Annotated in this window: 26 protein-coding genes, 1 tRNA gene and 1 pseudogene; 17 read left to right on the plus strand and 11 right to left on the minus strand. The window is 61.5% G+C overall.

Annotation, left to right across the window (positions count from 1 at the left end; translation table 11 throughout):
- The first annotated feature begins 10 nt into the window (after window positions 1-10).
- The 6 genes from petA to ACHEXL_RS01685 all read left to right on the plus strand — a co-directional run bounded on the left by petA (window position 11) and on the right by ACHEXL_RS01685 (window position 4,117).
- Entirely contained in the window at window positions 11-607 is a 597-nt protein-coding gene (gene petA, locus ACHEXL_RS01660; protein WP_416560333.1) for a ubiquinol-cytochrome c reductase iron-sulfur subunit, read from the plus strand.
- An 11-nt stretch (window positions 608-618) separates the two neighbouring features.
- On the plus strand, window positions 619-2,028 hold the full coding sequence (locus ACHEXL_RS01665) for a cytochrome b (protein ID WP_416560334.1): 1,410 nt from the start codon (window positions 619-621) through the stop codon (window positions 2,026-2,028).
- Window positions 2,029-2,048: 20 nt separating this feature from the next.
- Window positions 2,049-2,813, plus strand: a complete 765-nt coding sequence (locus tag ACHEXL_RS01670; protein WP_416560335.1) for a cytochrome c1 — start codon at window positions 2,049-2,051, stop codon at window positions 2,811-2,813.
- A 92-nt stretch (window positions 2,814-2,905) separates the two neighbouring features.
- Window positions 2,906-3,517, plus strand: a complete 612-nt coding sequence (locus ACHEXL_RS01675) for a glutathione S-transferase N-terminal domain-containing protein (RefSeq protein ID WP_108427527.1) — start codon at window positions 2,906-2,908, stop codon at window positions 3,515-3,517.
- Between the two features lie 16 nt (window positions 3,518-3,533).
- Window positions 3,534-3,983 carry a ClpXP protease specificity-enhancing factor gene (locus ACHEXL_RS01680; protein WP_416560336.1) on the plus strand — a complete coding sequence of 150 codons (450 nt, stop codon included), beginning with the start codon at window positions 3,534-3,536 and terminating at the stop codon, window positions 3,981-3,983.
- 58 nt (window positions 3,984-4,041) lie between these two features.
- A tRNA-Thr gene (locus ACHEXL_RS01685) sits at window positions 4,042-4,117 on the plus strand.
- Between the two features lie 73 nt (window positions 4,118-4,190).
- Here the strand turns inward: ACHEXL_RS01685 and ACHEXL_RS01690 are convergent.
- Window positions 4,191-4,499 carry a hypothetical protein gene (locus ACHEXL_RS01690; RefSeq protein WP_416560337.1) on the minus strand — a complete coding sequence of 103 codons (309 nt, stop codon included), beginning with the start codon at window positions 4,497-4,499 and terminating at the stop codon, window positions 4,191-4,193.
- Window positions 4,500-4,724: 225 nt separating this feature from the next.
- Here ACHEXL_RS01690 and secA point away from each other — a divergent pair, with 225 nt between their 5' ends.
- The 4 genes from secA to ACHEXL_RS01710 all read left to right on the plus strand — a co-directional run bounded on the left by secA (window position 4,725) and on the right by ACHEXL_RS01710 (window position 10,150).
- Window positions 4,725-7,472: a preprotein translocase subunit SecA gene (gene secA / locus ACHEXL_RS01695; protein WP_416560338.1), complete on the plus strand. Its 2,748-nt coding sequence runs from the start codon at window positions 4,725-4,727 to the stop codon at window positions 7,470-7,472.
- 82 nt (window positions 7,473-7,554) lie between these two features.
- Window positions 7,555-8,784 (plus strand): bifunctional glutamate N-acetyltransferase/amino-acid acetyltransferase ArgJ, encoded by a 1,230-nt coding sequence (gene argJ, locus ACHEXL_RS01700; protein WP_416560339.1) that lies wholly within the window; start codon window positions 7,555-7,557, stop codon window positions 8,782-8,784.
- A complete protein-coding gene (locus tag ACHEXL_RS01705) occupies window positions 8,781-9,671 on the plus strand; it encodes an ATP-binding protein (protein ID WP_416560340.1) in 891 nt (296 codons plus the stop codon). Before argJ ends, ACHEXL_RS01705 begins: the two co-directional genes overlap by 4 nt.
- Window positions 9,668-10,150 (plus strand): NUDIX domain-containing protein, encoded by a 483-nt coding sequence (locus tag ACHEXL_RS01710; protein WP_416560341.1) that lies wholly within the window; start codon window positions 9,668-9,670, stop codon window positions 10,148-10,150. The genes ACHEXL_RS01705 and ACHEXL_RS01710 overlap by 4 nt, the downstream gene beginning before the upstream one ends.
- A 22-nt stretch (window positions 10,151-10,172) precedes the next feature.
- Here ACHEXL_RS01710 and ACHEXL_RS01715 read toward each other — a convergent pair whose 3' ends face one another.
- From ACHEXL_RS01715 to ACHEXL_RS01745, 7 genes and pseudogenes are all read right to left on the minus strand, one after another.
- Window positions 10,173-10,388 carry a DNA gyrase inhibitor YacG gene (locus tag ACHEXL_RS01715; RefSeq protein ID WP_416560342.1) on the minus strand — a complete coding sequence of 72 codons (216 nt, stop codon included), beginning with the start codon at window positions 10,386-10,388 and terminating at the stop codon, window positions 10,173-10,175.
- The gene (zapD, locus tag ACHEXL_RS01720; protein ID WP_416560343.1) at window positions 10,385-11,140 is read right to left on the minus strand and encodes a cell division protein ZapD; all 756 of its coding nucleotides are present in this window, start codon (window positions 11,138-11,140) and stop codon (window positions 10,385-10,387) included. Before zapD ends, ACHEXL_RS01715 begins: the two co-directional genes overlap by 4 nt.
- Before the next feature lie 22 nt (window positions 11,141-11,162).
- Window positions 11,163-11,780 (minus strand): dephospho-CoA kinase, encoded by a 618-nt coding sequence (gene coaE, locus ACHEXL_RS01725; RefSeq protein ID WP_416560344.1) that lies wholly within the window; start codon window positions 11,778-11,780, stop codon window positions 11,163-11,165.
- A complete protein-coding gene (locus ACHEXL_RS01730; protein ID WP_416560345.1) occupies window positions 11,777-12,619 on the minus strand; it encodes a prepilin peptidase in 843 nt (280 codons plus the stop codon). Before ACHEXL_RS01730 ends, coaE begins: the two co-directional genes overlap by 4 nt.
- A 1-nt stretch (window position 12,620) precedes the next feature.
- Complete coding sequence (locus ACHEXL_RS01735; protein WP_416560346.1) at window positions 12,621-13,817, minus strand: type II secretion system F family protein; 1,197 nt, start codon at window positions 13,815-13,817, stop codon at window positions 12,621-12,623.
- Window positions 13,814-15,109 (minus strand): annotated as a pseudogene (locus ACHEXL_RS01740) (GspE/PulE family protein); the annotation flags it as partial. The gene ACHEXL_RS01735 and the pseudogene ACHEXL_RS01740, both read right to left, overlap by 4 nt.
- 68 nt (window positions 15,110-15,177) lie before the next feature.
- Entirely contained in the window at window positions 15,178-16,338 is a 1,161-nt protein-coding gene (locus ACHEXL_RS01745; protein WP_416560347.1) for an ABC transporter ATP-binding protein, read from the minus strand.
- A gap of 140 nt (window positions 16,339-16,478) precedes the next feature.
- Here ACHEXL_RS01745 and ACHEXL_RS01750 point away from each other — a divergent pair, with 140 nt between their 5' ends.
- The 7 genes from ACHEXL_RS01750 to ACHEXL_RS01780 all read left to right on the plus strand — a co-directional run bounded on the left by ACHEXL_RS01750 (window position 16,479) and on the right by ACHEXL_RS01780 (window position 23,369).
- The gene (locus tag ACHEXL_RS01750; protein WP_416560348.1) at window positions 16,479-18,113 is read left to right on the plus strand and encodes an ABC transporter permease; all 1,635 of its coding nucleotides are present in this window, start codon (window positions 16,479-16,481) and stop codon (window positions 18,111-18,113) included.
- 235 nt (window positions 18,114-18,348) lie between these two features.
- Window positions 18,349-19,233, plus strand: a complete 885-nt coding sequence (locus ACHEXL_RS01755) for an MBL fold metallo-hydrolase (protein WP_416560349.1) — start codon at window positions 18,349-18,351, stop codon at window positions 19,231-19,233.
- Window positions 19,234-19,417: 184 nt separating this feature from the next.
- The gene (locus ACHEXL_RS01760) at window positions 19,418-19,750 is read left to right on the plus strand and encodes an ArsR/SmtB family transcription factor (RefSeq protein ID WP_416560350.1); all 333 of its coding nucleotides are present in this window, start codon (window positions 19,418-19,420) and stop codon (window positions 19,748-19,750) included.
- A 42-nt stretch (window positions 19,751-19,792) separates the two neighbouring features.
- Window positions 19,793-20,104, plus strand: coding sequence for a c-type cytochrome (locus ACHEXL_RS01765; protein ID WP_416560351.1), 312 nt, complete (start codon window positions 19,793-19,795; stop codon window positions 20,102-20,104).
- Between the two features lie 12 nt (window positions 20,105-20,116).
- The gene (locus ACHEXL_RS01770) at window positions 20,117-21,391 is read left to right on the plus strand and encodes an FCSD flavin-binding domain-containing protein (RefSeq protein ID WP_416560352.1); all 1,275 of its coding nucleotides are present in this window, start codon (window positions 20,117-20,119) and stop codon (window positions 21,389-21,391) included.
- Window positions 21,392-21,396: 5 nt separating this feature from the next.
- Entirely contained in the window at window positions 21,397-22,212 is an 816-nt protein-coding gene (gene soxZ / locus ACHEXL_RS01775) for a thiosulfate oxidation carrier complex protein SoxZ (protein ID WP_416560353.1), read from the plus strand.
- Window positions 22,213-22,358: 146 nt separating this feature from the next.
- Entirely contained in the window at window positions 22,359-23,369 is a 1,011-nt protein-coding gene (locus tag ACHEXL_RS01780) for a sulfate ABC transporter substrate-binding protein (RefSeq protein WP_416560354.1), read from the plus strand.
- 57 nt (window positions 23,370-23,426) lie between these two features.
- Here the strand turns inward: ACHEXL_RS01780 and ACHEXL_RS01785 are convergent, their stop codons facing one another.
- The 3 genes from ACHEXL_RS01785 to ACHEXL_RS01795 are packed head-to-tail and all read right to left on the minus strand — an operon-like array spanning window position 23,427 to window position 26,679.
- A complete protein-coding gene (locus tag ACHEXL_RS01785) occupies window positions 23,427-24,848 on the minus strand; it encodes a sensor histidine kinase (RefSeq protein WP_416560355.1) in 1,422 nt (473 codons plus the stop codon).
- A complete protein-coding gene (locus ACHEXL_RS01790) occupies window positions 24,845-26,248 on the minus strand; it encodes a sensor histidine kinase (RefSeq protein ID WP_416560356.1) in 1,404 nt (467 codons plus the stop codon). Before ACHEXL_RS01790 ends, ACHEXL_RS01785 begins: the two co-directional genes overlap by 4 nt.
- 2 nt (window positions 26,249-26,250) lie before the next feature.
- Window positions 26,251-26,679, minus strand: coding sequence for a response regulator (locus ACHEXL_RS01795; RefSeq protein WP_416560357.1), 429 nt, complete (start codon window positions 26,677-26,679; stop codon window positions 26,251-26,253).
- Window positions 26,680-26,714: the final 35 nt, after the last annotated feature.

The raw sequence follows: 26,714 nt of genomic DNA on the forward strand, positions 1-26,714 counted from the left end.
GAGGATTCCCATGAGTGACACCCCAGTCGACAGCAGCAAACGGACCTGGCTAATTGCCTCCGGTTGCGCAGGTGCCGTAGGCGCTGGCTTTGTGGCCACCCCCTTCGTCAGCAGCTTTCAACCCTCCGAACGAGCCAAAGCGGCTGGTGCGGCCGTAGAAGTGGACATTTCCGCTTTGAGCCCGGGCGAAAAGCTCACGGTCGAGTGGCGCGGCAAGCCCGTCTGGATCATGAAGCGCTCGCCAGAGCAGCTCGAATCCTTGAAAAAGATCGAAGGTCAGCTGGCCGATCCCGCATCAGATCGCACCGCTTACCCCACCCCCGAATACGCCAAGAACGGTCACCGTTCCATCAAGCCCGAAATCATGGTGGCTGTGGGCATTTGCACTCACCTGGGTTGCTCGCCCGGCGACAAATTCGCCACAGGCCCACAGCCCTCCTTGCCCGATGACTGGAATGGCGGCTTCCTGTGCGCTTGCCATGGCTCGACTTTCGACCTCGCAGGCCGCGTTTTCAAGAACAAGCCTGCGCCTGACAACCTCGAAGTGCCTCCGCACATGTACCTGTCCGACACCAAGTTGCTCATTGGTGAAGACAAGAAGGCCTGATGGAGAACGACATGGCTGAATTCAAAGAAATTTCCCCGAACGCCCCCGCTGGCGCCAAGTTGCTCAACTGGGTGGACAACCGCTTCCCGGCTTCCAAGCTCTACAAAGAGCACCTGTCCGAGTACTACGCGCCCAAGAACTTCAACTTCTGGTACTTCTTCGGCTCGCTGGCTTTGCTGGTGCTGGTGATCCAGATAGTGACCGGTATTTTCCTGGTCATGCACTACAAGCCCGATGCCGCCGTGGCGTTTGCTTCGGTCGAGTACATCATGCGCGATGTGCCCTGGGGCTGGTTGATCCGTTACATGCACTCTACGGGCGCTTCTGCGTTCTTCGTGGTCGTGTACCTGCACATGTTCCGTGGCCTGATCTATGGCAGCTACCGCAAGCCGCGTGAGCTGGTCTGGATCTTCGGTTGCGCCATTTTCCTGTGCCTGATGGCCGAAGCCTTCATGGGTTACTTGTTGCCTTGGGGCCAGATGTCCTACTGGGGCGCCCAGGTGATCGTGAACCTGTTCTCGGCCATTCCTTTTATCGGTCCTGACCTGGCTTTGTTGATCCGTGGCGACTTCGTGGTGGGCGATGCCACCCTGAACCGCTTCTTCAGCTTCCACGTGATTGCTGTGCCTCTGGTCTTGCTGGGTCTGGTCGTGGCGCACATCATTGCGTTGCACGAAGTCGGCTCCAACAACCCCGATGGCGTGGAAATCAAGGGCCCCAACGCCCCCAAGGATGCCGATGGCCACCCTCTGGACGGCATTCCTTTCCATCCTTACTACTCGGTGCATGACATCATGGGCGTGAGCGTCTTCCTGATGGCGTTCACGGCGATCGTGTTCTTCGCGCCTGAGTTTGGTGGTTACTTCCTCGAATACAACAACTTCATTCCGGCCGATCCGTTGACCACGCCTTTGCACATTGCACCTGTGTGGTATTTCACGCCTTTCTATTCGATGCTGCGTGCCATCACCAGCGAGATGATGTACGCGCTGATCGCCTGCGTGGTGGTGGGTGCCGTGTTGGCTGTGGCCAAAGGCAAGCTGCCCACCTTGCTCAAGGGTGCTGTGGTTGGTGCAGCCGTGGTGATCTCTGCCCTGATGTTGGCCATCGATGCCAAATTCTGGGGTGTGGTCGTCATGGGTGGTGCCGTGGTCATTTTGTTCTTCCTGCCATGGCTCGACAACAGCCCTGTCAAGTCGATCCGCTACCGTCCTGACTGGCACAAGTACCTGTACGCCGTGTTTGTCATCAACTTCCTGATCCTGGGCTACCTGGGTGTGCAACCACCATCACCTCTCGGTGAGCGTGTGTCTCAAGTGGGTTCCCTGTTCTATTTCGGCTTCTTCTTGTTGATGCCTTGGTGGAGCAAGCTGGGCACGCCCAAGCCCGTTCCTGACCGCGTGACCTTCACGCCTCACTGAGATCACGGAGATTCAAGAACATGAAAAACATTCAGAAACTCGCGCTGGGCTTGGTGATGGCCCTCGGTCTGATGGCCAGTGCCCATGCCGCTGGTGGCGGTATCGCCTGGGACAAAGCGCCCAAGAAAACCAACGACCTGGCCGCTTTGCAAAATGGTGCCAAGTTGTTCGTCAACTACTGCCTGAACTGCCATTCGGCAGCATTCATGCGTTACAACCGTTTGAAAGACATCGGTTTGACCGAACAACAGATCAAGGACAACTTGTTGTTCGCTACTGAGAAAGTCGGCGACACCATGAAAGCTGCGATCGATCCGGTCCAGGCCAAAGAGTGGTTCGGCAAGAACCCACCCGATCTGACCTTGATGGCCCGTTCGCGTTCGGGGCACGGTGGCACCGGTGCAGATTACCTCTACACCTACCTGCGCACCTACTACCGCGACGAGACCAAGCCCACAGGCTGGAACAACTTGGCCATGCCCAACGTGGGCATGCCTAACCCCTTGTGGGAGTTGCAAGGCGAACGCGAGCCGATCTTTGAAGAAAAAGACGAGCACGGCCACAAAGTCCAGATCTTCAAAGGCTGGAAGCAGAACAAACCCGGCACCATGACGCCTCTGGAATATGACCAGGCCGTGGGTGATCTGGTGGGTTACATGCAGTGGATGGCCGAGCCTGCCCAAAATACCCGTGTGCGCATTGGCGTCTGGGTCCTGATTTTCTTGTCATTCTTCACTTTCATTGCCTGGCGTTTGAATGCCGCGTTCTGGAAAGACATCAAGTAATTGACGGTTCACCCGGCCGTGCCGCCGGGTCTTGTGGAGTGGTGGGTCTTTTTGGCCCCCCACTCTTTTTGATTTTTTGAGGAGCCTCCGCCATGATGGTGCTTTATTCCGGAACCACTTGCCCTTTTTCCCACCGTTGCCGTTTTGTGCTGTTCGAAAAAGGCATGGACTTTGAGATCCGTGACGTGGACCTCTACAACAAACCCGAAGACATCAATGTGATGAACCCTTACGGGCAGGTGCCGATTCTGGTCGAGCGTGACCTGATCCTGTACGAGTCGAACATCATCAACGAGTACATCGACGAGCGCTTCCCGCATCCCCAATTGATGCCCGGTGACCCAGTGGACCGCGCCCGTGTGCGTTTGTTCTTGCTCAACTTTGAGAAAGAGCTGTTCACCCATGTCTTGACGCTGGAAAACCGTGCCCTCAAAGGCAACGACAAGGCCCTGGAAAAGGCCCGCTCGCACATCCGCGACCGTTTGACCCAGCTGGCCCCGGTGTTCCTGAAGAACAAGTTCATGTTGGGCGACAACTTCTCGATGCTGGACGTGGCGATTGCCCCCTTGCTCTGGCGTCTCGACTATTACGGCATTGAGCTGAGCAAGAACGCAGCGCCTTTGCTCAAGTACGCCGAGCGCATCTTCTCGCGCCCAGCCTACATTGAGGCACTGACGCCGTCCGAAAAGGTCATGCGTAAGTAAATTCGGGAAAGCCACCATGATCAGCAGCGCCGAACTGCCTTCCACGCGCCCCTATCTGATTCGGGCCTTGTACGACTGGTGCTCCGACAACGGTTTCACGCCCTATGTGGCCGTCAAGGTGGACCACTCGGTGCAGGTGCCGCGTGAATACGTGCAAGGCGGCGAGATTGTGCTCAACGTCAGCATGGATGCCACCAGTTCGCTCAAATTGGGCAACGAGTTCATCGAATTCAAAGCCCGCTTTGGCGGCAAGCCGCGCGACATCATGGTGCCCATTCACCGCGTCATGGCCATTTATGCCCGTGAAAATGGGCAAGGCATGGCCTTCCCCGTGAGCGATGACGAATCCAGCGCGGCCCCGGCTTTGTCGGCGGTGCCTGTGCTGGATGCACCTGTCGGCGAAGGGGATGAGCCCGTGCCGCCGACACCCAGCCCCACACGACCCGCCTTGAAACGGGTCAAGTGAAAAAATTAACGGTGCCAAGCCCGATGACGGACTCGGATCACGTTAGAATCTAGCCCGTGCCGCTTTAGCTCAGTTGGTAGAGCACCCGCCTTGTAAGCGGTAGGTCGTCAGTTCGAATCCGACAAGCGGCACCAAAACTTGAAAAGGCCCTGATCCACGATCAGGGCCTTTTTTTTGCAAAAAAGCCGGCAATATCACGGCAGAAGCTCAAGGCACCCGGTTTTGAACCTTGATGCGGATCGAGGTCACGCCCAGGCCGTGGGTCGACAAATGGGCCTGCAAGGCGGGCACCAGCTGTCGCAGTTTGGCAGCCACCGCGTTGGAGCTGACCAGCAGACACCAGCAGCCGTCCTCGATGGGGCCGGCCTGCACGCTGGCCCGCAGGGGCGCTGGCAGCAAGCCGCGAATGGCCTGCAAGCGTGCCGAAGACTCGCGCACCAGATCGGCCAATCGGGCGAAAGTCGGTGACTCTTGCGCGGCTTGCTGCAGGGGGATGGCTTGGTGGCGTCTTTGCATGGCAGAAGTTGTTCGGGCCCATTATCCGGCAGTCGACAAGGCCAGGTTCTGTTGGCTGAAAACCGGCATGGCCAGAGGCTAAAATCATCCGGTTAGGCTGGGCCCTGTTGGGATCAGCTGGGGGCATGGGGGATATCCCACAGGCCTGGTTTGTTTTGAACCCTTTTAATTGACAGGATAGACGGTCTGTTTCTCAGCCCCGTGCTGAAGGTGGATCTTGTAGACATGGCCATCCCATTCCTCACCAAAATTTTCGGCAGCCGAAACGACCGCCTGCTCAAGCAATACCGCAAAACCGTGGAGCGCATCAACGCCCTGGAAGCCGGATTGGAAGCACTGAGCGACGACGAGCTGCGTGGTAAGACCCAGAGCTTTCGTGAGCGCTTTGCCGCAGGCGAAACACTGGACGCCTTGATGCCCGAAGCCTTCGCCGTGGTGCGCGAGGGCTCTAAACGCGTCATGAAGATGCGGCACTTCGATGTGCAGCTGGCCGGTGGTATCGCTTTGCATAACGGCAAGATTGCTGAGATGCGCACAGGCGAAGGCAAAACCCTGACGTCCACATTGCCTGCTTACCTCAATGCCATCGCGGGCAAGGGTGTGCACGTGGTCACTGTGAACGACTATCTGGCCAGCCGCGATGCCCGCTGGATGGGCAAGCTCTTCAACTTCCTGGGCTTGTCGGTCGGCATCAACCTGGCCCAGATGTCGCGCGAAGAAAAGCAAGCCGCTTACAACTCGGACATCACCTACGGCACCAACAACGAATACGGCTTTGACTATCTGCGCGACAACATGGTCTATGAAGCCCGTGACCGCGTTCAGCGCCCTTTGAATTACGCCATCATCGACGAAGTGGATTCCATCCTGATCGATGAGGCCCGCACACCGCTGATCATCAGCGGGCAGGCCGAAGACCACACGGCCACTTACCTGTCGATGAAGCAGGTGGTGCCGTTGCTCACGCGCCAGGAAGGCGAAGCCGACCCGCGCACGGGCGAGGGCATCATCACCCCAGGCGACTTCACCGTGGATGAAAAATCACACCAGGTCTTTTTGACCGAAGACGGCCATGAAAAAGCCGAAGCCGTGTTGGCCCAGATGGGCCTGATCCCGGAGGGCGCAAGCCTCTACGATCCGGCCAACATCACGCTGATGCACCACCTGAACGCCGCTTTGCGTGCGCAGCACCTCTACCACCGCGACCAGCACTATGTGGTGCAGGATGGTGAGATTGTCATCGTGGACGAATTCACGGGTCGCCTGATGACCGGCCGCCGCTGGAGCGATGGCTTGCACCAGGCGGTGGAGGCCAAAGAAGGTGTTCAAATCCAGGCTGAAAACCAGACCCTGGCGTCCATCACGTTCCAGAACTATTTCCGCCTGTACAACAAGATCGGCGGCATGACCGGAACGGCCGACACCGAGGCTTATGAGTTTCAGGAAATCTACGGTCTGGAAACCGTGGTCATTCCGCCGCACCGCAAGAGCCAGCGCGAAGACCAGCTGGACCGCGTGTACAAGACCTCACAAGAGCGCTACACGGCCGCGATTGCCGACATCCGTGAATGCCACGAACGCGGTCAGCCTGTGCTGGTGGGCACCACTTCTATTGAGAATTCCGAGCTGATTTCACAATTGCTCACCCAGGCCAAGTTGCCGCACCAGGTGCTCAACGCCAAGCAACATGCCCGCGAGGCCGACATCGTGGCCCAAGCCGGTCGTCCCGGCATGATCACGATTGCCACCAACATGGCTGGACGTGGCACCGACATCGTGCTCGGCGGCAACATCGAAAAAGACATTCAGGCGGTGGAAGCCGACGAGAGCCTGTCCGAAGAGGCCCGCCAGGCTCGCGTTAACGCATTGCGCGAGCAGTGGAAAGTTGTGCACGAGCAGGTCAAGGCTTTGGGCGGTTTGCGCATCATCGCCACAGAGCGCCACGAGTCACGCCGCATCGACAACCAGCTGCGTGGCCGATCCGGCCGCCAGGGTGACCCCGGTTCATCGCGTTTCTATTTGAGCCTGGACGATCCCTTGATGCGCATTTTTGCGGGCGACCGTGTGCGATCCATCATGGACCGCCTGAAGATGCCCGAGGGCGAAGCCATCGAAGCGGGCATCGTCACGCGCAGCATCGAAAGCGCCCAGCGCAAGGTGGAGTCGCGCAACTTCGACATCCGCAAGCAATTGCTGGAATACGACGATGTGTCGAACGACCAGCGCAAGGTGATTTACCAGCAGCGCAACGACATTCTCGATGCGCAAGATTTGAACGGCCAGATCACCGCCCTGCGCGAAGGCTGCTTCACCGACATGGTGCGCCAATATGTGCCTGCTGAGACGGTCGAGGAGCAATGGGACCTGGCCAGTCTGGAAAAGGTGCTGGCCGACGAGTGGTCGCTGCCGCTCAATTTGCGCGAGAAGGTGCAAGCCTCCAACGCCATCACCGACGAAGAAATTCTCGAGACTGTGGTGGCCGCTGCCAATGCCCATTTCCAGGCCAAACTCGACAGCGTGGGCGTGGACAACTTCACCTCGTTTGAGCGCATGATCTTGCTGCAAAGCATTGACACGCACTGGCGCGAACACCTGAGTGCGCTGGACTATCTGCGCCAGGGCATCCATTTGCGTGGCTATGCCCAAAAGCAGCCCAAACAGGAATACAAGCGCGAAGCGTTTGAGTTGTTTGGCCAATTGCTCGACGCCGTCAAAAACGAAGTTACCCGCACCCTGATGACCGTGCGCATCGACTCGGGCGAGCAGATCGAGCAGGCCGCCCATGACATCGAAGAGCGAGCCGAGCACATCAGCAACGTGACCTACAGCGCCCCCGACGAGTCGGGTGAGCCGCAAACCGTGGCAGCCGACTTGGCTGGCTTGCAGCAGGCCTTTGGCCCGGTGGGCCGCAACGAGCCTTGTCCTTGCGGCAGTGGCAAGAAGTTCAAGCAGTGCCACGGCAAACTCGCTTGAGTCTGATCCACGGACAAAACGGGCTTCGGCCCGTTTTGTCCTTGTGCCGTCCTAATACCGACTCTTTTCCCAAAGGATGTTTATGCCCGTGAATTTGCCCCCTCTGGACCCCGCTCAACTCCAACCCATCGCAGGCGTGCGCATCGGCATTGCCGAAGCGGGCGTGCGCAAAGCCAACCGCAAGGACCTCACCGTGTTCTTGCTGGACGAAGGTGCCAGCGTGGCGGGGGTGTTCACCCGCAACCGCTTTTGCGCCGCCCCGGTGCAGGTTTGCCGCGAGCATTTGGCTGCGGGCAGCGCGGTGCGTGCTTTGGTCATCAACACCGGCAATGCCAACGCGGGCACGGGCGCACCGGGCCTGGCCCATGCTCGCCAGACCTGCGACGCGCTGGCCAAGCTGCTGCAATGCACACCCGCGCAAGTGCTGCCGTTTTCGACGGGCGTGATCATGGAGCCACTGCCTGTGGACCGCATCGTGGCAGGCTTGCCCGCTGCGCTGGCCGATGCTCAAGCCACGCACTGGGCCAAGGCCGCCGAAGGCATCATGACCACCGACACTGTGCCCAAGGCGGCCAGCGTGCAAGTGCAAGTGGGTGGGAGGGCCGTGAGCATCACCGGCATCAGCAAGGGCGCGGGCATGATCCGCCCCAACATGGCCACCATGCTTGGCTTTGTGGCCACCGATGCGTGCATCGATCCGGCCCTGTTGCCCGCGCTGGCCAAACAACTGGCCGACGGCTCGTTCAACCGCATCACCATCGATGGCGACACCTCGACCAACGATTCCTTCATGTTGATCGCCACGCACCAGGCAGGCAACACACCCATCACCTCGCTGGACAGTGCCGATGGCCAAGCCCTGCTCCAAGGCTTGATGCAAGTGGCCCGCCAACTGGCCCATGCCATCGTGCGCGATGGCGAGGGCGCGACCAAGTTCATCGCCGTGCAGGTCGAAGGCGGCCGCACGGGCGATGAGTGCCGTCAGGTGGCGTATGCGATCGCGCACTCGCCCCTGGTCAAAACCGCTTTCTTTGCCAGCGATCCGAACCTGGGCCGCATTCTGGCGGCCGTGGGCTACGCCGGTATCGACGACCTGGACCAGGGCCTGATCGAGCTGCACCTGGACGATGTGCATGTGGTCTCGCAAGGCGGCCGCCGCGCCGAGTACCGCGAGGAGGACGGTCAACGCGTCATGAAGGGCAGCGAGATCACCGTGCGCGTGGGCCTGGGCCGAGGCACCGCCAGCGACACCGTGTGGACCTGCGACCTGAGCCACGAGTACGTCACCATCAACGCGGATTACCGTTCATGAACGCCTCTTCCAATTCAGCCCTGGACCAGTTGCTGGCCAAAGTCAGCCAGCTGGTGGACCGCATCGAGTCGGTCTTGCCCCAGCCCTTGTCGGCGCCCGACTGGACGCAAGCCATTGCCTGGCGTTACCGCAAGCGCTCGTCCGGCCACGGCGTGCTCGAACCTGTGCGCCATGTGGCGGCCATGACGCTGGATGACCTCAAGGAAATCGACGACCAGAAAGAAAAGCTGCAGCGCAACACCGAGCAGTTTGTGCACGGCCGCCCAGCCAACAATGTGTTGCTCACAGGCGCACGCGGCACGGGCAAGTCCTCGCTCATCAAGGCGTGCCTGAACACCTACGCGCCCCAAGGTCTGCGATTGATTGAAGTGGACAAGGAAGACCTGACCGATTTGCCCGACATCATCGAAGTGGTGGCGGGTCGCCCCGAAAAGTTCGTGGTCTATTGCGACGACTTGAGTTTTGAAGACGGCGAGCCCGGCTACAAGGCGCTCAAGTCGATTCTGGACGGCACCGTGGCGGCTTCGACCCCCAACGTGCTGGTGTACGCCACCAGCAACCGCCGCCACCTGCTGCCCGAGTACATGAGCGAGAACCTCACCTACAAACACACCGAGGACGGCGAGGTGCACCCGGGCGAGGGCGTGGAAGAGAAAATTTCCCTGTCCGAGCGCTTTGGCCTCTGGATCAGTTTCTACCCCTTCTCGCAAGACGAGTACCTGACCATTGCCGGTCAGTGGCTCAGCGCCTTGGGTGCTACGCCCGCGCAAATCGAGGCCGCACGCCCCGATGCGCTGCTCTGGGCCCTGGAGCGCGGCTCGCGCAGCGGCCGTGTGGCTTACCAGTTTGCGCGGGACATGATGGGCCGCCAAGCCGATCCCGCATGAGCGCAGGTTTGCTGGTCGCTGACGGTGAGCGTGCACGCGAAGACCTGAGCGCAGGCCAGTCCGAGCGTGCCGTGGTCGATGTGGCCGTGGGCGTTTTGCTGCAGGCCGATGGCCATTTTTTGCTCACCTCGCGCCCTGAGGGCAAGGTGTACGCTGGGTATTGGGAATTCCCCGGCGGCAAACTTGAAGCGGGCGAGTCGGTCGAGCAAGCGCTGCGCCGCGAGTTGCAAGAAGAGTTGGGCATCACCATCGGTGCCGCCCAAGTCTGGAAAACCCAGATGGTCGATTACCCGCACGCACTGGTGCGGCTGCACTTTTGCAAGGTGTGGGACTGGCAGGGCGAGCTGCAGATGCGCGAAGCGCAATCACACGCCTGGCAAAGCTTGCCGGTGGCCGTTACGCCGGTTCTGCCGGGCACCATCCCCGTGTTGGCTTGGTTGGCCGATGAGCGTGCGTTCACAGGGACCACGCACGACTGAACCCTGCCGGGTTCATGGCCGCTCACTGCAGCCGTGGATCGCCAAAGGGCTCGTCTGGTGGGGTGTTGTCGGGCAGTTTGAACTCTTCGCTGGCCCAGGCCCCCAAGTCCACCCCTTTGCAGCGGGCGCTGCAAAATGGACGGTAGGGATTGCTGGGGCTGTAAAGGCTGTTGCCCGCGCAAGCCGGGCAGCGCACTTGGCGGGGTTTGAAAGCTTCAGGCTGGTTCGAGTCACTCATGCGCACAAAGTCATCTCAAAGGGCACGTCATCGGTGGTGGCCACCAGTTTGCCATCGCTTTGCTGGCGCATCATGCGGATCACCACCAACAAACGGTTGCAGCTGATCTCGGGCGTGATGCCCAGCGACGGGTCGATTTTGAGGCGCAGCAGCTGAAAGGTGCGCCCTTGCGGCAGGTTTTGTTGCAGCTGTCCGGCCGTGGCCATGACCTTCTGGCTGCTGCCGGATTCGCGCAGCATTTGCAGCAGCAACTTGACGGCTTGGGCCAAGGGGCCAAACGGTGCGACCCATTGCGACAGGTCCTGGGCGCGGCTGGCGGCGTCGTGGTGTTGCCAGGCATGGTAGGAGGGCAGGTCAAATTCGCAGGTGCCGCCGGGTATCACGGCGCGGCTGCGCAAGGCCATCAGGAAGTCGTTGTCGTTCAGGCTTTGGCCGATCTTGCCGCTGACCTGGTTGAGTGCTTCAAAGTGTTCATCCAGCTGGGCAATCACGCCGTCCAGCGCTTTTTCGGAGATGGCGGGGTTGCCCCGGTAGCCGTTGTAGAGCTGTTTTTGGCGTTCCAGGTCTTTGAGCACATCGGATTTGAGCTCCGAGCGCGAGGCCACCTCGATGATTTCGAACAAAGTGGTCAGCGCAAAGTGGTGGTCCAAGGCCTCGGTGCGGGCCATCAATTGGCCCAGGCGGTTGAACAGTTGCTGCAGCCGCAGGTAAGTGCGGATGCGTTCGTTGAAGGGGTATTCGTACAGTATCACGCGGCGTTTTCCAGTGCCGCCATCATAGCCCGAAGTCAGCGGCAACTTGGGCCACTTCCGCCTCCAATTCGGCCAGACTCAGGCCTTGGTTGAAGATCACCACATCGGCGCAAGCCAGGCGCTGCGCACGGTTCGCTTGCAGGGACACGATGCGGTCAATTTCTTCGGCGACCAGGCCGCTGCGGGCCATGACGCGCTGGCGTTGGGTGTCGGCGTCGCAGTCCACCACGACCACCCGGTCCACCTGTTTGCGCCAGCGTTCGCCCGACTCCACCAGCAAGGGCACATCGAACACCAGCACGCGATGACCGCTGTGCACGGCGGCTTGCGCTTGCTCGGCCGTGATCTGGCTCACCAAGGGGTGAATGATGGCTTCGAGCTGTTTTTTGGCTTCGGGATTCTGGAAGACGGTTTCGCGCATGGCTTGTCGGTCCATCGCGCCTTGGGTGTCGATCATGGCGGGCCCGAAGGCCTGCGCAATGGCGGCGATGGCCTGGCCGCCCGGCGCGGTCACGCTGCGTGAAATCGCGTCGGCATCGATCACGGCAGCCCCCCGGGCGGCCAGCATGCCAGCCACGGTGCTTTTGCCGCTGCCGATGCCGCCCGTCAGGCCAATGCGCCAAATTCGTTGAGTGCTCATGGTGTTGCAGCAGGCAAGCCGGGCAGGGGCCCCAAGGCCATGACCCACAGGCCCGCCAAGGCCAAAAAAGGACCAAAAGGAATATAGCCGTCTTCGGGCATGCGCTGGCGCAGGCGCAAGAGCAGGCCACCAGCAACGCCCGTGATCGATGCGATCAGAACGAGTGACAGCAAAGCGGGCCAGCCCAGCCAGGCACCCAGGGCCGCCAGCAGTTTGAAGTCGCCTTGGCCCATGCCCTCTTTGCCGGTCAGGCCCTTGAACAGCCAAAACACCGTCCATAAAAACACATAACCTGCCACAGCCCCCCACAAGGCTGTGCTCAGGCCGACATGGCTCAGACCCAGGCTGGCGGCGAGCAGGCCTGACCAGACCAAAGGCTGGGTGATGGCATCGGGCAGCAAGGTGGTGTCGGCGTCGATGGCGGCCAGGGTGATCAAGGCGCTCGCAAAACCTGCCCAGGCCAGGGCGCTCAAGCTCAAGCCGTACTGGCCGAAGCTCCACACAAACACGGCGGCAGTGGCCAGCTCGATGGCCGGGTAACGCCAGCCAATGCTGCAGGCGCACTGGCTGCAGCGGCCTTGGAGGCGCAGGTAGCTGAGGACAGGGATTTTTTCAATCCACGTCAGCACGTGGCCACACTGGGGGCAATGCGAACCGGGGACGGCGATGTTGTAAGGGCGGACTGCAGGGCATTCTGCGCCATCTTCGGCATGGGCTCTGGCAGCCGCCCATTGCGCCTCCAGCATGCGGGGCAAGCGGTGGATGACCACATTCAAAAAGCTGCCCACCACCAGGCCCAGCAGCGCCACTGCGCCCCAAAGGAGTCCATCAGCGGCCATCTCAGAACACCTGACCCAAGCGAAATATCGGCAAATACATGGCCACGAGAATACCGCCAATCAGACCGCCCAGCACGACAATGATCAAGGGTTCGAGCAAACTCGACAAACCATTGACCCGGTCGTCCACTTCGGTTTCCATCAAACCCCCTGCACGCGCCAGCAAGCTGTCCATGGCCCCGGTTTCTTCGCCCGTGGCGCACAGCTGGACGATCATGTCTGGAAAGCGCCCGCTGCGGGCCATGCCTTCACTCAGTCGGCTGCCTTGGACCACTTGCCTTTGCAGCTGTGTCGTCACGCGTTCATACACCGCGTGGTCGCAGGCCTGTGCCACTGGCCCGAGGGCTTCGCTCAGGGGTACGCCCGCTGCCAACAAGGCCGACAGGGTTTGCGCCCAGCGCGCGACCACCGCGGTGCCGATCAGTGGTCCGAGCAGCGGCAACTTGAGCAGCCAACGGTCGCGCAAGGCTTGGATGCGGGCTTGGGCACCCTGCGGGCGCTGCCAGAGCCAGAAGCCGAGCAGCACAGCCAATGCGGCCAAGGGACCGGCCGAGCTCAAGCCTTCACTCAGTGCCACCACCATTTGGGTGGCCCAGGGCAAATCGGCCCCGAAGGACTGGAAAACTTCTTCGAACACCGGCACCACGAACACCAGAATCAGCACCAGCACCGCGATGGCCACCGCCATGACCACGCAGGGGTACATCAGGGCCGAGCGCACGCGTGAGCGCAGGGCTTCGTTTTTCTCCAGGGTGTGCGCCAGGCGCTCCACCATGGTGTCCAGGATGCCTGCGGCCTCGCCCGCTTGCACCATGCTGGTGTACAGCCCCGAAAAGTGGCTCGGGTGTCGGGCCAGGGCCTGGTGCAAGGCCGACCCGGACGCCACATCGTCACGCACCGCTTGCATCACCTCCATCAGGGGCACGGCGTTGAGGCTGCGCGTGAGCATGTCCAAGGCCTGAAGCAAGGGCACGCCAGCGCGCAACAGCGCCGCCAGCTGCCGTGTCATCAGCGACAGATCGGCGGGCCGCACACGGGCAGGGCTTTCCAACCACAGGCGCTGCAGTCGAACGTGCTGCACGCCTTGTCGGCGCAGTTGTGCACGGGCCAAGCCGGCCTCTTGGGCCTGCATTCGCCCTTGCACCGGGCGGCCTTGGGCGTCGCGCCCTTGCCAGGCGAAAACAGGGGTTTTGCTCATGCGCCGTCCCGCGTGTTGGCCAGCACCTCGTCCAGCGAGGTGATGCCTTGCAAGACCTTGCGCAAACCCGCTGCCCGCAGGCCGATCACGCCCTCGCGCAGGGCCTGTTGGGCCAACACTTGGCTGCCCACTTCTTGCAGGATCAGAGCCTGCATGTCGGCGCTCACGGGCATGACTTGGAATATCCCGGTGCGCCCTGAAAACCCTTTGTGGCAATGCGCACAGCCCACGGGTTGCCAGACCTCCACCTCATGGGTGCTCAGCCAAGCGGGGGGCATGCCTGCTTGCACCAAGACGGCGGCAGGCAGTTTCACGGGTGCCTTGCACAGCGGGCACAGGCAGCGCACCAGGCGCTGCGCCGTGATCAGGCTGACGCTGGCTGCGATGTTGTAGGGGGCGACGCCCATGTTGCGCAGGCGCACCAGCGTGCCGGGGGCATCGTTCGTGTGCAAGGTGGACAACACCAGATGCCCCGTTTGCGCCGCCTGGATCGCGATGTTGGCCGTCTCCAGGTCGCGCACCTCGCCCACCATCAAGACATCCGGGTCTTGTCGCAGAAAAGCTCGCAAGGCGATGGCAAAGGTCAGGCCGGGTTTGTCTTGCACATTCACCTGGTTGATGCCTTGCAGCTGGATCTCGCAAGGGTCTTCCACAGTGGCGATGTTCACCTCTGGTGTGTTGAGCCGGTTCAGGCAGGCGTAGAGCGATTGGGTCTTGCCCGAGCCGGTCGGCCCGGTCACCAGCACCATGCCGTGCGGGCGCTGAATCGCCTCCAGCAAACGGGCCAGGTCCTCTGGCTCGTAGCCCAGCTGGGTCAAATCCAGCTGGACCTGTTCGGCGTCCAGCACCCGGATGACCAGCTTTTCGCCAAACAAGGTGGGCAAGGTGCTGATGCGCAAATCCAGCTCGCGACCGCTGGCCAGCTGCAGTTTCATACGGCCGTCTTGTGGCAGGCGCTTTTCGGCGATGTCCAGCCGCGACAGCACCTTGATGCGCGAAGCCAGACGGTCTTTCAGCGCGATGGCTGGGGTGGCCACTTCGCGCAACTCGCCGTCGATGCGCATGCGCACCCGGTAATGGTGCTCGTACGGCTCAAAGTGCAAATCCGAAGCTTTCAGTGCAACCGCCTGCTCCAGCAGTTGCTGCACCAAATGCACCACTGGCGCGTCGTCGACGGCCCCCGATTTGGGCCGGTTGCTGAGGGGCTCCAGCATGGCGTCTCCCTGAATACTTTTGTTTTTGTCTAACGCATCATGAGCCCCATTGGGCGGTTTGTAAATGCACCGGCTCAAAACCGCGTTGTTTTTTCAGGGCTGGGCGCACGGCCGCAGCTTGCGGCTGCACCGTCTGAGCGCTTTGCTCAGACGAATTTGACCGGCTGGTATTGCGGGTCGGTGTGCTCGCAGGCCTCGGCTTTGGCGCAGGGCATCTGGCACAGTTCGCGGTCGGTCACCGGGCAAGCGCGGTTGAAGGTCACCACATGGTCCACCTCGGCGCGGATACCGATCCACTCACCCAGTTTGTGGTCGTGGTGGCTGGGCACATGGGCCATGAGCAGGTCGCCGCTGGCCAGGCGCAAGGTGTACAAAAATTCCGATCCCCGGAAGGCCTTGCGGATGATCTGCGCTTTCACCGGCGCGTCGTCGTCGTGCACGATGTCGTCGGCCCGCAGCAGCACATCGCACTGGCCGCCTTCAAAAGCGCAGGGCAGGGGGCATTCGGCCACGTCGGTCAGCTGGCCGACGGGGGTGTCCACCACCACTTGCCCATTGACTTCGCTCAGGGTGGCTGGCGTGAAAACGCCGTGGCCAATGAAGTCGGCCACAAAGCGGGTAGCCGGGCGGTGGTACAGGCTGTAGGCATCGTCCCACTGGTGCAACTGGCCTTCGTTCATGACGCCGATCACGTCGCCCATCGCAAAGGCTTCGAGTTGGTCGTGCGTGACCAGCAGTGCGGTGGCCTTGGCGGCTTTGAGGATGTTGCGCACCTCGTGGGCCAGGCGCTCACGCAGATCGATGTCGAGGTTGGAAAACGGCTCGTCCAGCAGCAGCAGGTCGGGCTTGGGCGCCAGCGCACGGGCCAGGGCCACGCGTTGCTGCTGGCCACCCGAGAGTTCGTGCGGGAAGCGCTTTTCCGCACCTTCCAAGCCCACCAGTTTGAGAACTTCGGCCACGCGGGTTTGGCGTTCGGCCTTGGGCAGGTGTTCCAGCCCAAAGCCCACATTGCGGCCCACATCCATGTGCGGAAACAGCGCGTAGTCCTGGAACACCATGCCAATGCGTCGGCGTTCGGCAGGTTCGGTGTGGTTTTTGTCACTGACCACCCGGCTGGACAGCAAAATCTGCCCGCCCGTGACCGGCTCCAGACCCGCCACCGCCCGCAGCAAGGTGGTCTTGCCGCAGCCCGAGGGGCCGATCAACACGCCAATGTCACCGGAGCGCAGCCCCAGATTCACCCCCCGCACGGCTGGCGTGGTGCTGCCGGGGTATTGGATGTCGAGCTGGCGCAGTTCTAGAAACATGCCTGGGATTGTAGGCAGGTTGGCTGAAGTCCCGCCTTGGAACTGGTATCGGTGCTGTGCGGCCATGGACCCCGGGTCTTCGCCCGGGGTGACAGGCTGGACAAGGGCTTTCAGGGGGCGGCTTCTACAATAGCCCCAATATGTTGACCACTTTGGCCCGCCGTTTATCGGGCCTCCCTTCCTTGCTCTTCGCTTTGCTGGCGCTGGCTTTGGCCTTGCCGGTCTTGGCCGTGCTCGGTTCTTGGCTGCAATGGAGCGGCGAGAGCGCCAGCATCTTGCGCGAGATGGCCGCCACCGTGCTGCCCGATTACGCACTCACATCGCTGGGCCTGTGCCTGATGGTGGCGGTGGGCGTGACGGTGTTGGGCCTGGCCACGGCGGCCTTGGTCACCCTGTTTGATTTTCCGGGGCGCGGCGTTTTTGAGTGGCTGCTGCTGTTGCCGCTGGCCATGCCGGCCTATGTGGTGGCCTATGCCTACACCGACTTTTTGCAGTTCAGCGGTCCGTTGCAGGTGGCACTGCGCGAGGCGCTGGGTTTGCAAGGCCGCTTGTGGCCCGATGTGCGCAGTGTGTGGGGTGCGGCGTTGGTGTTCACCTTGTCCCTGTACCCCTACGTTTATTTGCTCGCCCGTACCGCCTTGGTCGAGCGGGCTGCAGGCCTGATGGAAGCGGCCCGCCTGCTGGGTGCGCCCCTGTCCCGCCGCATCCGCGAAATCGCCTTGCCATTGGCCCGCCCGGCCGTGGCTGCAGGCGTGGCACTGGCGCTCATGGAAACCCTGGCCGACTTTGGCGTGTCCAGCTACTTTGGCATCCAGACCTTCACGGCCGGCATCTACAAAGCCTGGCTGTCGATGGACAACCGCATCGCTGCGGCGCAACTCGCCACGGTGCTGCTGGCCGTGGTGGTGGTGTTGCTGCAGCTGGAGCAACGTGCCCAAAAGCGCATGCGCTTCAACCAGGGGCGCGGCTCGCGCCAGGGCTCGGCCGAGGCGCAGCCGGTGCAGTTGCAGGGCACGCGACGCGTGCTGGCGTGGACGGTGTGCAGCGTGCCCGTGCTGCTGGGCTTTGTGCTGCCAGTGCTCATCATGCTGCGGGCTTTGGTGGGCGAGACGACCGAGATGCCCTGGGAGCGCTTTGGCCAATGGGCCTGGACCAGCTTGCGCCTGGGCGCGGTGACCGCTGTGCTGGCCGTGGGTGTGGCGTTGGCACTGGCTTTCAGCGTGCGCACCCGGGCCGACCGCATCAGCCAGGGCGCCATCCAGCTGGTGGGTTTGGGCTATGCCATTCCCGGTGCGGTGGTTGTGGTGGGTTTGCTTTTGCCTGTGGGCTGGATTCAGCAAACCTGGCCTGCCTTGTCGGCGGGGGCCTGGATCACGGCCACCTCACTCGGCTTGGTGTGGGCCTACCTGGTGCGCTTTTGCGCGGTGGCGCTGCAGTCGGTGCAAAGCGGCTATGCGCGCATTCCCGGCAGTCTGGACGACTCGGCCCGCATGCTGGGCGTGACCGGCTGGGGCCTGATGCGCCGCGTGCACGCGCCGCTGCTGCAGCGCACCACCATGGCCGCAGCCTTGCTGGTGTTTGTGGACGTGATGAAGGAGCTGCCCGCCACCATGGTGCTGCGTCCTTTCAATAGCGACACCCTGGCCGTGGTGGCCTACCAGCTGGCGCGCGACGAGCGTCTGGGTGAGGCCGCGCTGCCTTCGCTGGCCTTGGTGCTGGTGGGCTTGATCCCGGTCATCTTGCTCAGCCGGACCTTGCGGCAAAGCCGGGCCTGAAGCCTTCCGCAAGCGTCGGCTTGGCACAGCCTGGCGACTTCAATCCCGCGGTTTTTATCCAAATCATTTTTGGCTGTCTGCCTTGACGAGGGCACAGGCGCAAGGGCTTGCATGGGTATACCTTCGGTGATCACCCTGGCTTCACGGCTGGATATGCGCTGGCCTGATAATTCCATCAGCCATTACCGATGTATTCGGGCTGGCCCTTGCCCCTGTCACCCCAAGGACGATTGCCATGAGCCCTTCAGATGCTTTGCCCCTTCAGCCACAGGTGCGTGGTTTCTTTGACCCCGGCACCTGGACCGTGACGTATGTGGTCCATGCCCCACAGGGCAGGGCGTGCGCCGTCATTGACTCGGTGCTGGACTACGACCCCAAGTCAGGGCGCACGAGCACGACTTCGGCTGACAAGGTGATCGACTACGTGCGCAGCCAGGGTTTGCAGGTGGCCTGGATTCTGGAAACCCATGCCCACGCGGACCACCTGAGCGCAGCGCCCTACCTGAAAGCGCAGCTGGGCGGCCAAACCGCCATTGGGGCCCACATCACGGCCGTGCAAAAAGTCTTCAAGGGCGTTTTCAACCTGGAGCCAGACTTTGCGGTGGACGGCCGCCAGTTTGACCGTTTGCTGGCCGACGGAGAGAGCCTGCCCCTGGGCAACTTGCAGATACAGGCCATGTCGGTGCCCGGGCACACACCGGCTTGCATGGCCTACCAGGTGGGCGATGCCGTGTTTGTCGGCGACACCCTGTTCATGCCCGATGTGGGGTCGGCGCGTTGTGATTTCCCGGGGGGTGATGCGCGGGCCTTGTACGCGTCGGTGCAAAAAATCCTGAGTCTGCCGCCGCAAACCCGCCTGTTCATGTGCCACGATTACCCGCCCGAGGGGCGGGCCGTGCAGTACGAAACCACGGTGGCGGCGCAGCGTGCGGGCAACATCCACCTGAAAGACGGCACCAGCGAGGCCGACTTTGTGCGCATGCGCACCGCCCGGGATGCCACCTTGGCCATGCCGGTTTTGATCCTGCCTGCGGTGCAGGTCAACATCCGTGCGGGCGAGATGCCCCCGGCCGAGACCAATGGCGTGGCCTATTTGAAGATACCCCTGAACGCCCTGTGAGCTGACCGCGCTGCTGGTCAGCCTACAGCCTTGGCGGTGAGGGTCTGTGACGCCTAGCGGGGCCATATCTTCATTTGTGCATAAGCAAACAACAAATGATTGGTTTGAAATGACTTCAAACCCCGCCAGAATGCGCAGCTTCCACATTGGTGCACCCGATCCGGGTCCAGATCCAGCAAAAACCATGGTCGCCAACCCCGCCCCTAGCCCAGGCCTTGCCCTGGCCGAATCTGACGCGGTCTTTGAAAAGGCCGCCGAGGTGTTTCGCGTCATGTCGGCGCCCATGCGGCTGCGCATCATCAGCGCCCTGTGCGACGGTGAAAAAAACGTGGGGCAATTGCTGGCCGAGATCGCCACCACCCAGCCCAACATGTCGCAGCACCTGAACACGCTGTTTGTGGCGGGTGTGCTGGGCAAGCGGCGTGAGGGGGTGCAGATTTATTACCGCATCGCCAATGAACAGGTGGTCGCTTTGTGCCGGACCATGTGCTCACAGCTCACTGCGGCATTGCATTGACACGACAATCCCCTCCGTTGGGACCCTTCCGAAGGAAAAACCATGAAGATTCACAACTTTTTTCTGGCATCGGCCGTCTGGATGGCCGCAGCTGCGTCGCAGGCGCAGTCTGCCGATGCTGCCCAGGTGCGCAGTTGGGCGGCCTCTTGCGCCGCTTGCCACGGCACCGATGGCCATGCCCAACCCGGCATGGCCGCTTTGGCCGGTGTGCCCAAGGACTTGATCGTGCAGAAAATGCTCGACTACAAGGCCGGCCGCATGCCCGCCGCCACCCTCATGCACCAGCTGGCCAAGGGCTACTCTGACGAGCAGATCAGCGCCATCGCGGGGTATTTTGCCGCGCAAAAGAAATAAGGACACACCGCCATGCAACGTCGTCAATTTTTGCAGACCGGTTCTGCGCTGGGGGCCATGGGCCTGGTGTCGGGTTGTGCCACCGTGGGGGGTGGCAGCGGCCCCAAGGTGGTGGTGATCGGGGGTGGTTATGCGGGGGCCACGGCCGCCAAGTACATCCGCATGTGGTCTGGACAGAAAATCCAGGTCACCCTGGTCGAGCCCAATGAGGTCTTTGTGTCCTGCCCCATCTCCAACCTGGTGATCGGCGGCAGCAAGACCATGGCCGATATCACCACGCCCTACGACAACCTGACCAAGCGCCACGGCGTGCAGATCGTCAAGGACCGGGTCAACAGCATCGATGCCGACAAGCGCATCGTCAAGCTGGCCGGTGGTGCCGAGTTGACCTATGACCGCCTGATCGTCTCGCCCGGCGTGGACTTCATGTGGGAAGCGCTGCCCGGCATGAACAAGCCTGGCGCCAAAGACAAGGTCATGCACGCCTGGAAAGCGGGTGCTCAGACCCTCACGCTGCGCAAGCAACTCGAAGCCATGCCCGATGGCGGCGTGTTCGCCATGGCGATCCCGCTGGCGCCTTACCGCTGCCCGCCCGGCCCTTACGAGCGGGCCTGCCAGGTGGCCGACTACTTCAGCAAAGCCAAGCCCAAGAGCAAGGTGCTGATTCTGGACGCCAACGACGACGTGACCTCCAAAGGGGCTTTGTTCAAGAAGGCCTGGGCCGAGCGCTACAAAGGCATCATCGACTATCGCAGCAAACACCAGCTGACCGACGTCGATGTGGCAGCCAACACCTTGAAGTTCGAGTTCAATGACGACGTCAAGGCCAATGTGCTCAACGTCATCCCGGGCATGCGTGCCGGTGACATCGCGGTCAACGCGGGTTTGGCCACGGCCAACAAGCGCTGGTGTGAGGTGGACTTCTTGACCTTCGAATCCAAGGTCGCCAAAAACGTGCACGTGCTGGGCGACTCGATCCAGATTGCACCGGGCATGCCCAAGTCGGGCCACATGGCCAACCAGCACGGCAAGACCTGTGCGGCGGCCGTGGTGGCTTTGCTCACCGACCAGCCGGTGAACACCTTGCCGATCTACAACAACACCTGCTACAGCTTTGTCAGTGCCGAGGAAGTGGTGCATGTGGCCAGCGTGCACCGTTACGACGCCGCGCAAAAAACCATGCTCACCGTGCCTGGCTCGGGCGGTTTGTCGAGCGCGGCCAATGCGCTCGAAGGCCACTACGCGCTGGCCTGGGCGCGCAACATCTGGGCTGACACCCTGGCCTGACCTTCATGCCGATCCACCACGCTCCCAGTCACACCCGCCGCCAGCTGCTGCAAGGCGCTGCAGCGGCTGGCATGTGCGCGTCTCTTGGGGCGTGGCCCGCTTTGGCCATAGCGGCATCGCCCGCTTTCGAGGCCAAAACCTTGGCCCAGGTGGCCAAGGCTCTGGGGGCGAAATCGGTCACGGCCAGCGCCGATGTGCGCCTGAATACCCTGGACTACGCCGAAAACGGGGCGGCGGTGCCGGTGGACATTGGCACTTCTTTGCCGGGGGTCGAGCGCATCGCCCTGTTTGTCGAAAAGAACCCCACGCCGCTGATCGCTGTTTTCCAGCCTGGCGAATCGGTCGACACCGCCTTGACCCTGCACACCAAGATGGCCCAGACCTCGGCGGTGTACGCCCTGGTGATCCTGGCCGATGGCCGGGCCCTGTTTGCCAAAAAAGACGTCAAGGTGGTGCTGGGCAGCTGTGGCGCGGTGTCCGATATCCCGGACAACGTGGACGCCAAACGCGCCACCGAGCCCACGCGCATCCGCGTGCAAATTCAGGGCGAGTCGGCGCTTGTGCGCATGCGCATGGCCCACGAGATGGAGTCCGGCCAACGCAAGAACGCGGCGGGCAAACTGGTGCCTGCCTGGCACATCGACCAGTTGACCGTGCAGCTCAACGGCAAACCGGTCCTCACGGCCGACTGGGGCCCGGGTGTTTCGCGCAACCCGTATTTGCAATTCACCCTCAAAAAGGCCAAGGCGGGCGAAAAACTCACTGTCGTCTGGCGCGACAACAAAGGCGCACTGCGCAGCGACGATCAGCTGCTGGTCTGAGGGGTTTCGCCGTGATCAAACCACACAGATGGGTTTGATAGATGTTTTTCTTATTTGAAAATGAAAAAACAGTCGTTTGAGTTTTAAAGAGTGGCTTTCAGAATCGCTTCCATCCATTTTGGATGTGCATGTTCTGGAGTCTGTTCATGAAAATCTCTCGCCGCTTCTTTCCACTGGCTGCCATCGCAGCGCTGTCATTTTCGGGCTGGGTGGCCCAGGCACAAAGCCCTGTGTCCTTGCTCAATGTGTCGTATGACCCGACCCGTGAGCTGTATGCCGAATTCAACCAGGCCTTTGCCAGACACTGGAGGGCCAAAACTGGCCAGGATGTGAGCTTCAAGCAGTCGCATGGCGGCTCGGGCAAGCAGGCGCGTTCGGTCATTGACGGTTTGGACGCCGATGTGGCCACCCTGGCGTTGGCCGGTGACACCGACGCCCTGCACAAAAACGGCAACCTGATCCCCAAAGACTGGCAAAAGCGCTTGCCGCACAACAGCTCGCCTTACACCTCGACCATCGTGCTGGTGGTGCGTGCGGGCAACCCCAAAGGCATCCGCGACTGGGACGATCTGGTCAAACCCGGTATCAGTGTGATCACGCCCAACCCCAAAACATCGGGTGGTGCCCGCTGGAACTACCTGGCGGCCTGGGAGTTTGCCAAGCGCCAGTACGGCAGTGATGCCAAGGCCAAAGACTTCGTGACCGCACTCTACAAGAACGTGCCCGTGCTCGACACCGGGGCGCGGGGCTCGTCCATCACCTTTGCCCAGCGTGCGCAAGGCGATGTGTTCATCAGCTGGGAAAACGAAGCCCACCTGTTGGAAAAAGAATTCGGCAGCAAGATCGATGTGGTCTACCCGTCCATCAGCATCTTGGCCGAGCCCGCTGTGACCGTGGTCGACAAAAACGTGGACCGCAAAGGCACCCGCGCCGTGGCCCAGGCTTACCTGGAATACCTCTACACCGACGAAGGCCAGGACATCGCGGGCAAAAACTTTTACCGCCCGATCTCGCCCAAGGCCCAGGCCAAATATGCCAAGCGCTTCCCCAAATTGAACCTGTTCACCATCGATCAGGCCTTTGGCGGCTGGGAAAAAGCGGACAAAACCCACTTTGCCGACGGCGGCAGTTTTGATCAGATTTACAGCAAGAGGTGAGGGAGACCCACTTCTAAGCCCTCAAACAGTGGGTTCACACATCCGGCGTTCCAGCTTTTAGTCTGTGCCCTGGCCTGCCTGCAAAGGCAGTGTCATGCGCACGCGGGCACCAGCGCCATCGAGGTTTTCCAGGGACAAGCGTCCTTGAAATTGGGCCAGGATGCCCCGCGTCATGGTCAAGCCCATCCCAGCCATCGGGTCTGTGCTTGGATGAGCGTGCGCAGGGTTGGACGTCAGCCAGTGGTGGACAAAACCGGGGCCTGAATCGGTGACCTCGATCCAGACCTCTGTAGCCGACGCTGCCATGGACACGCCGATGGTGCGGTGAACGCGACCCTGGACCGCCTGCATGGCGTTGCGCAACACTTGCACCAGGGCCTGCGTCAGAGGCAGCCGTTCAGCCCGAACATACAAGGGGTTTGGCGGCAAGCAGATGTGCAGCGTTACACCCTGATAAATTAGCGCCTGGCGCAGCAGGTCATGCGCATCCTGAACCACCGATTGCAGTGGCTGTGTGGCGGCGGTCACCGCTGTCGGTGCTGGGCGCAAGAAGCTGCGAATGTGCTCGACCATGTCTGCACTGCGGCGCAGCCCCTGCACCACTTGCACCAGCGATGTTTGCACCTTTTGCGCATCCGGTGTGGCCGTTTGCAGCATACGGCGCACGATTTGCAGTTGCAACGAGGTGGCTGTCAGCGGTTGCAAGATGGCATGTCCCAGCGAATTGGCCAGCACGCCCAGCGTGTGTTGACGGTCCCGCAGGGCCAGGGCATGGCTGCGTTCATGCCACTGCTGAGACTGCCATTGCGACTGGCGAAGCGCCATGTTCTGTCGCAGCGAGCGTTCCAGCGCCAGACCGAGATAACCCATGTAGGACAACAGCAGCGTCAGCAACGAAGTTCCACCCAAAATGTGGCTGACCATGCTGCTTTGCAATGTTTCCAAATTGGCCAGGCCTTGCATCGTCGCCAGGGCAGCGATCCCCATGCTGGCGGTCATCAGGCCATAGCCCAATGTCATGAACCAGGCATTGCGGCTGCGCTCCTGGTGCGCCAGCTGCCAAGCCGATACCGTCAGGATCGTCAGGCCTGCGCAGTTGACCAGACGCACCAGCACGGCCAGATCCTGAGCGCCTTTGTCGTCAAAGCCCAGCACGATGGTGGCCCCGTAAGTCAGCACCGCTGCCACGGGCCAAGGCCAGCGCCAGACCCGGTGCATGTCCATACGCAAAGACTGGGACAGCACCAAAAAAGATCCGAGAAACAGAGTCTGGGCCACGCTGTAACTCCAGAAATCCGAGATCTGGTTGCGCAGGCTGATCAGCCACACACTCACGCCCACCAGAGCACCACCCAAGCACCACAGCAAAGTGGCCCCACGCCTGGGTCGCCCCAGCATCATCCAGGTCATCGCCGAGAGCAGCAGGAACAGCAAGGCACTGACCCTGAAGATCGTGATGATGTCGAGTGGGTTGTTCACGCCGCAGCTCCTGTGGTCATGGGCATGGACACCACGGCTTCCAACCCGCCGTGCGGGTGGTTGCGCAATTGCAGTTGCCCTTGGTGACGTGTCACGATTTCGCGCGAGATGGCCAGGCCAAGACCCATGCCTTCGTGCCGTGAGCTTTGGAAAGGCTCGCCCCAGCGTTCGATCACGTCCGTCGGCATACCTGGTCCTGAATCACGGATCACCAGCATCACGCGGTCTTGCTGCGCGTGGCAGCCTAGCCACAAACGCCGATCTGAGCGCGTGGCCATGGCTTGCAGCGCATTGCGCAGCAGGTTGATCACCACTTGAGAAAAGCCCAACCCATCGCCCACACACCACAGGGGGTGTGGTGAGCGTTTTTGGATCAGTTGGACCGATAGGCGGTGACATTCCGGTGCCATTTGTTCCAGCGTCCGGTCCAGAACGGCTTGCAGATCTACCCGTTCGTGGTGCTGTGCGACAAGCTCGTTCTCGCCGCGAATGCGTTGCAGGATGCGCACCGTGCGCTCGACCCCGATTTCGATTTGATCGAGCAAGCGCAACAGCATGGGGTTAGCTGCCGGTGCGAGGGTCCATTGACGCTCAGCCATTTGTGCATTCATCGTCGCCGCTGTCAGTGGCTGGTTCAGTTCATGGGCCAGCGAACCGGACACGATCGCCATGCGGCCTCGCTTTTCCAGGTGCGTGAGTTGGGTGTCCAGCAGTTGCGTTTGTAAAGCAGCCTGCTGGGCCTGCTGCGCCTTCAGTTTGTCGCTGGCCGCTTCGTCCAGGACCAGGCCCACGTAACTCACATTGGTCACCACGGTCATGAGCAACACCACCAGGGAAATCACGCTGGCGTCCCAGGTGTTGCTGAAAGGGCTGGGGTCAACGATGTGACCTGCGGTCCACACACTGTGGGCCATCAGCGACAAGCCAACCACCAGGTGTGCGCCAGCGATCAGTGCGGCGTTCAGGCTGTGGATGTGCCGTGACAGGCGCCAGGCCCAAAAAGCCGTGTACACGCCCAAACAGCCCAGTGTGAAGCGGTACAGCACGCCACGCCAGGCGTCGGATGTCCACTCGTAAAGGGCGCTGTAAAAGAGCAAGGCCAGCACCATGCGGCCCGCCCAGCCCGCCAGTGTCCAGTGTTTCCCAAGGCTCATGCGCAGCGATTGGGCGCTGCACACAAAACAGCCGATGATGAGGGTGTTGGCCACATGGAAACTCACCACCATCGGCACTTTGGGCCGCAAGCCCAGCAGCACGATGCCCACGCCCGCCATCAGACCCCCCAGGCACCACAGGTCGGCTGCCCAACTGCCCTGCCGGGGCAGAATCAACCACTTCATCAAGGGCAACACCAGAAACAGCACGGTGGCGAGCAGGAGGGTGGTTTGGCTGTCGAACATGCTCAGTTGTCGAAAAGGGCAGCTTCCAGGGATTCCAGCCCGAATGGCTTGGCCAACACCTTCACCCCCTGCATGTCTGTCGCCCGTGCTTGCAAGGCTCCTTCGAGGGCGGCCGTGATCATCACCATGCGCAGCTGTGGTTGCAGGCGCCGCAAAGTCAGAACCAGATCGATGCCGTTCATGCCAGGCAAATTCAGGTCCAGCACCACCGCTTGCAGCGCTGCCGCTGTGCCATCTGCGAGTTGCAAGCACAGTTGACCGTTGCGTACTTGTAAAGACTGGAGTAAGGACTCGGCACTGTGGTGCACGCTGGTGGAGACGCCTTGAAAGGACAGCAGCGTCTGCAGTGCCTGGGTGATCTGCTCTTCATCGTCGACCAGTGCTACACACTGCGGCAGCGACTGGGGTTCATCTGCTCCCATTTGCACCATGCTTTGACCCCTCTTTTATGCCGCGGTTTGTGAAA

This window comes from Limnohabitans sp. YIMB22184 (genome assembly GCF_048020265.1).
Taxonomy (GTDB): domain Bacteria; phylum Pseudomonadota; class Gammaproteobacteria; order Burkholderiales; family Burkholderiaceae_C; genus Limnohabitans_A.

Coding starts and splice junctions, on each gene's coding strand:
- petA (WP_416560333.1), top strand. CDS start 11: ATGAGTGACACCCCAGTCGACAGCAGCAAACGGACCTGGCTAATTGCC.
- ACHEXL_RS01665 (WP_416560334.1), top strand. CDS start 619: ATGGCTGAATTCAAAGAAATTTCCCCGAACGCCCCCGCTGGCGCCAAG.
- ACHEXL_RS01670 (WP_416560335.1), top strand. CDS start 2,049: ATGAAAAACATTCAGAAACTCGCGCTGGGCTTGGTGATGGCCCTCGGT.
- ACHEXL_RS01675 (WP_108427527.1), top strand. CDS start 2,906: ATGATGGTGCTTTATTCCGGAACCACTTGCCCTTTTTCCCACCGTTGC.
- ACHEXL_RS01680 (WP_416560336.1), top strand. CDS start 3,534: ATGATCAGCAGCGCCGAACTGCCTTCCACGCGCCCCTATCTGATTCGG.
- ACHEXL_RS01690 (WP_416560337.1), bottom strand. CDS start 4,499: ATGCAAAGACGCCACCAAGCCATCCCCCTGCAGCAAGCCGCGCAAGAG.
- secA (WP_416560338.1), top strand. CDS start 4,725: ATGGCCATCCCATTCCTCACCAAAATTTTCGGCAGCCGAAACGACCGC.
- argJ (WP_416560339.1), top strand. CDS start 7,555: ATGCCCGTGAATTTGCCCCCTCTGGACCCCGCTCAACTCCAACCCATC.
- ACHEXL_RS01705 (WP_416560340.1), top strand. CDS start 8,781: ATGAACGCCTCTTCCAATTCAGCCCTGGACCAGTTGCTGGCCAAAGTC.
- ACHEXL_RS01710 (WP_416560341.1), top strand. CDS start 9,668: ATGAGCGCAGGTTTGCTGGTCGCTGACGGTGAGCGTGCACGCGAAGAC.
- ACHEXL_RS01715 (WP_416560342.1), bottom strand. CDS start 10,388: ATGAGTGACTCGAACCAGCCTGAAGCTTTCAAACCCCGCCAAGTGCGC.
- coaE (WP_416560344.1), bottom strand. CDS start 11,780: ATGAGCACTCAACGAATTTGGCGCATTGGCCTGACGGGCGGCATCGGC.
- ACHEXL_RS01730 (WP_416560345.1), bottom strand. CDS start 12,619: ATGGCCGCTGATGGACTCCTTTGGGGCGCAGTGGCGCTGCTGGGCCTG.
- ACHEXL_RS01735 (WP_416560346.1), bottom strand. CDS start 13,817: ATGAGCAAAACCCCTGTTTTCGCCTGGCAAGGGCGCGACGCCCAAGGC.
- ACHEXL_RS01745 (WP_416560347.1), bottom strand. CDS start 16,338: ATGTTTCTAGAACTGCGCCAGCTCGACATCCAATACCCCGGCAGCACC.
- ACHEXL_RS01750 (WP_416560348.1), top strand. CDS start 16,479: ATGTTGACCACTTTGGCCCGCCGTTTATCGGGCCTCCCTTCCTTGCTC.
- ACHEXL_RS01755 (WP_416560349.1), top strand. CDS start 18,349: ATGAGCCCTTCAGATGCTTTGCCCCTTCAGCCACAGGTGCGTGGTTTC.
- ACHEXL_RS01760 (WP_416560350.1), top strand. CDS start 19,418: ATGGTCGCCAACCCCGCCCCTAGCCCAGGCCTTGCCCTGGCCGAATCT.
- ACHEXL_RS01765 (WP_416560351.1), top strand. CDS start 19,793: ATGAAGATTCACAACTTTTTTCTGGCATCGGCCGTCTGGATGGCCGCA.
- ACHEXL_RS01770 (WP_416560352.1), top strand. CDS start 20,117: ATGCAACGTCGTCAATTTTTGCAGACCGGTTCTGCGCTGGGGGCCATG.
- soxZ (WP_416560353.1), top strand. CDS start 21,397: ATGCCGATCCACCACGCTCCCAGTCACACCCGCCGCCAGCTGCTGCAA.
- ACHEXL_RS01780 (WP_416560354.1), top strand. CDS start 22,359: ATGAAAATCTCTCGCCGCTTCTTTCCACTGGCTGCCATCGCAGCGCTG.
- ACHEXL_RS01790 (WP_416560356.1), bottom strand. CDS start 26,248: ATGTTCGACAGCCAAACCACCCTCCTGCTCGCCACCGTGCTGTTTCTG.
- ACHEXL_RS01795 (WP_416560357.1), bottom strand. CDS start 26,679: ATGGTGCAAATGGGAGCAGATGAACCCCAGTCGCTGCCGCAGTGTGTA.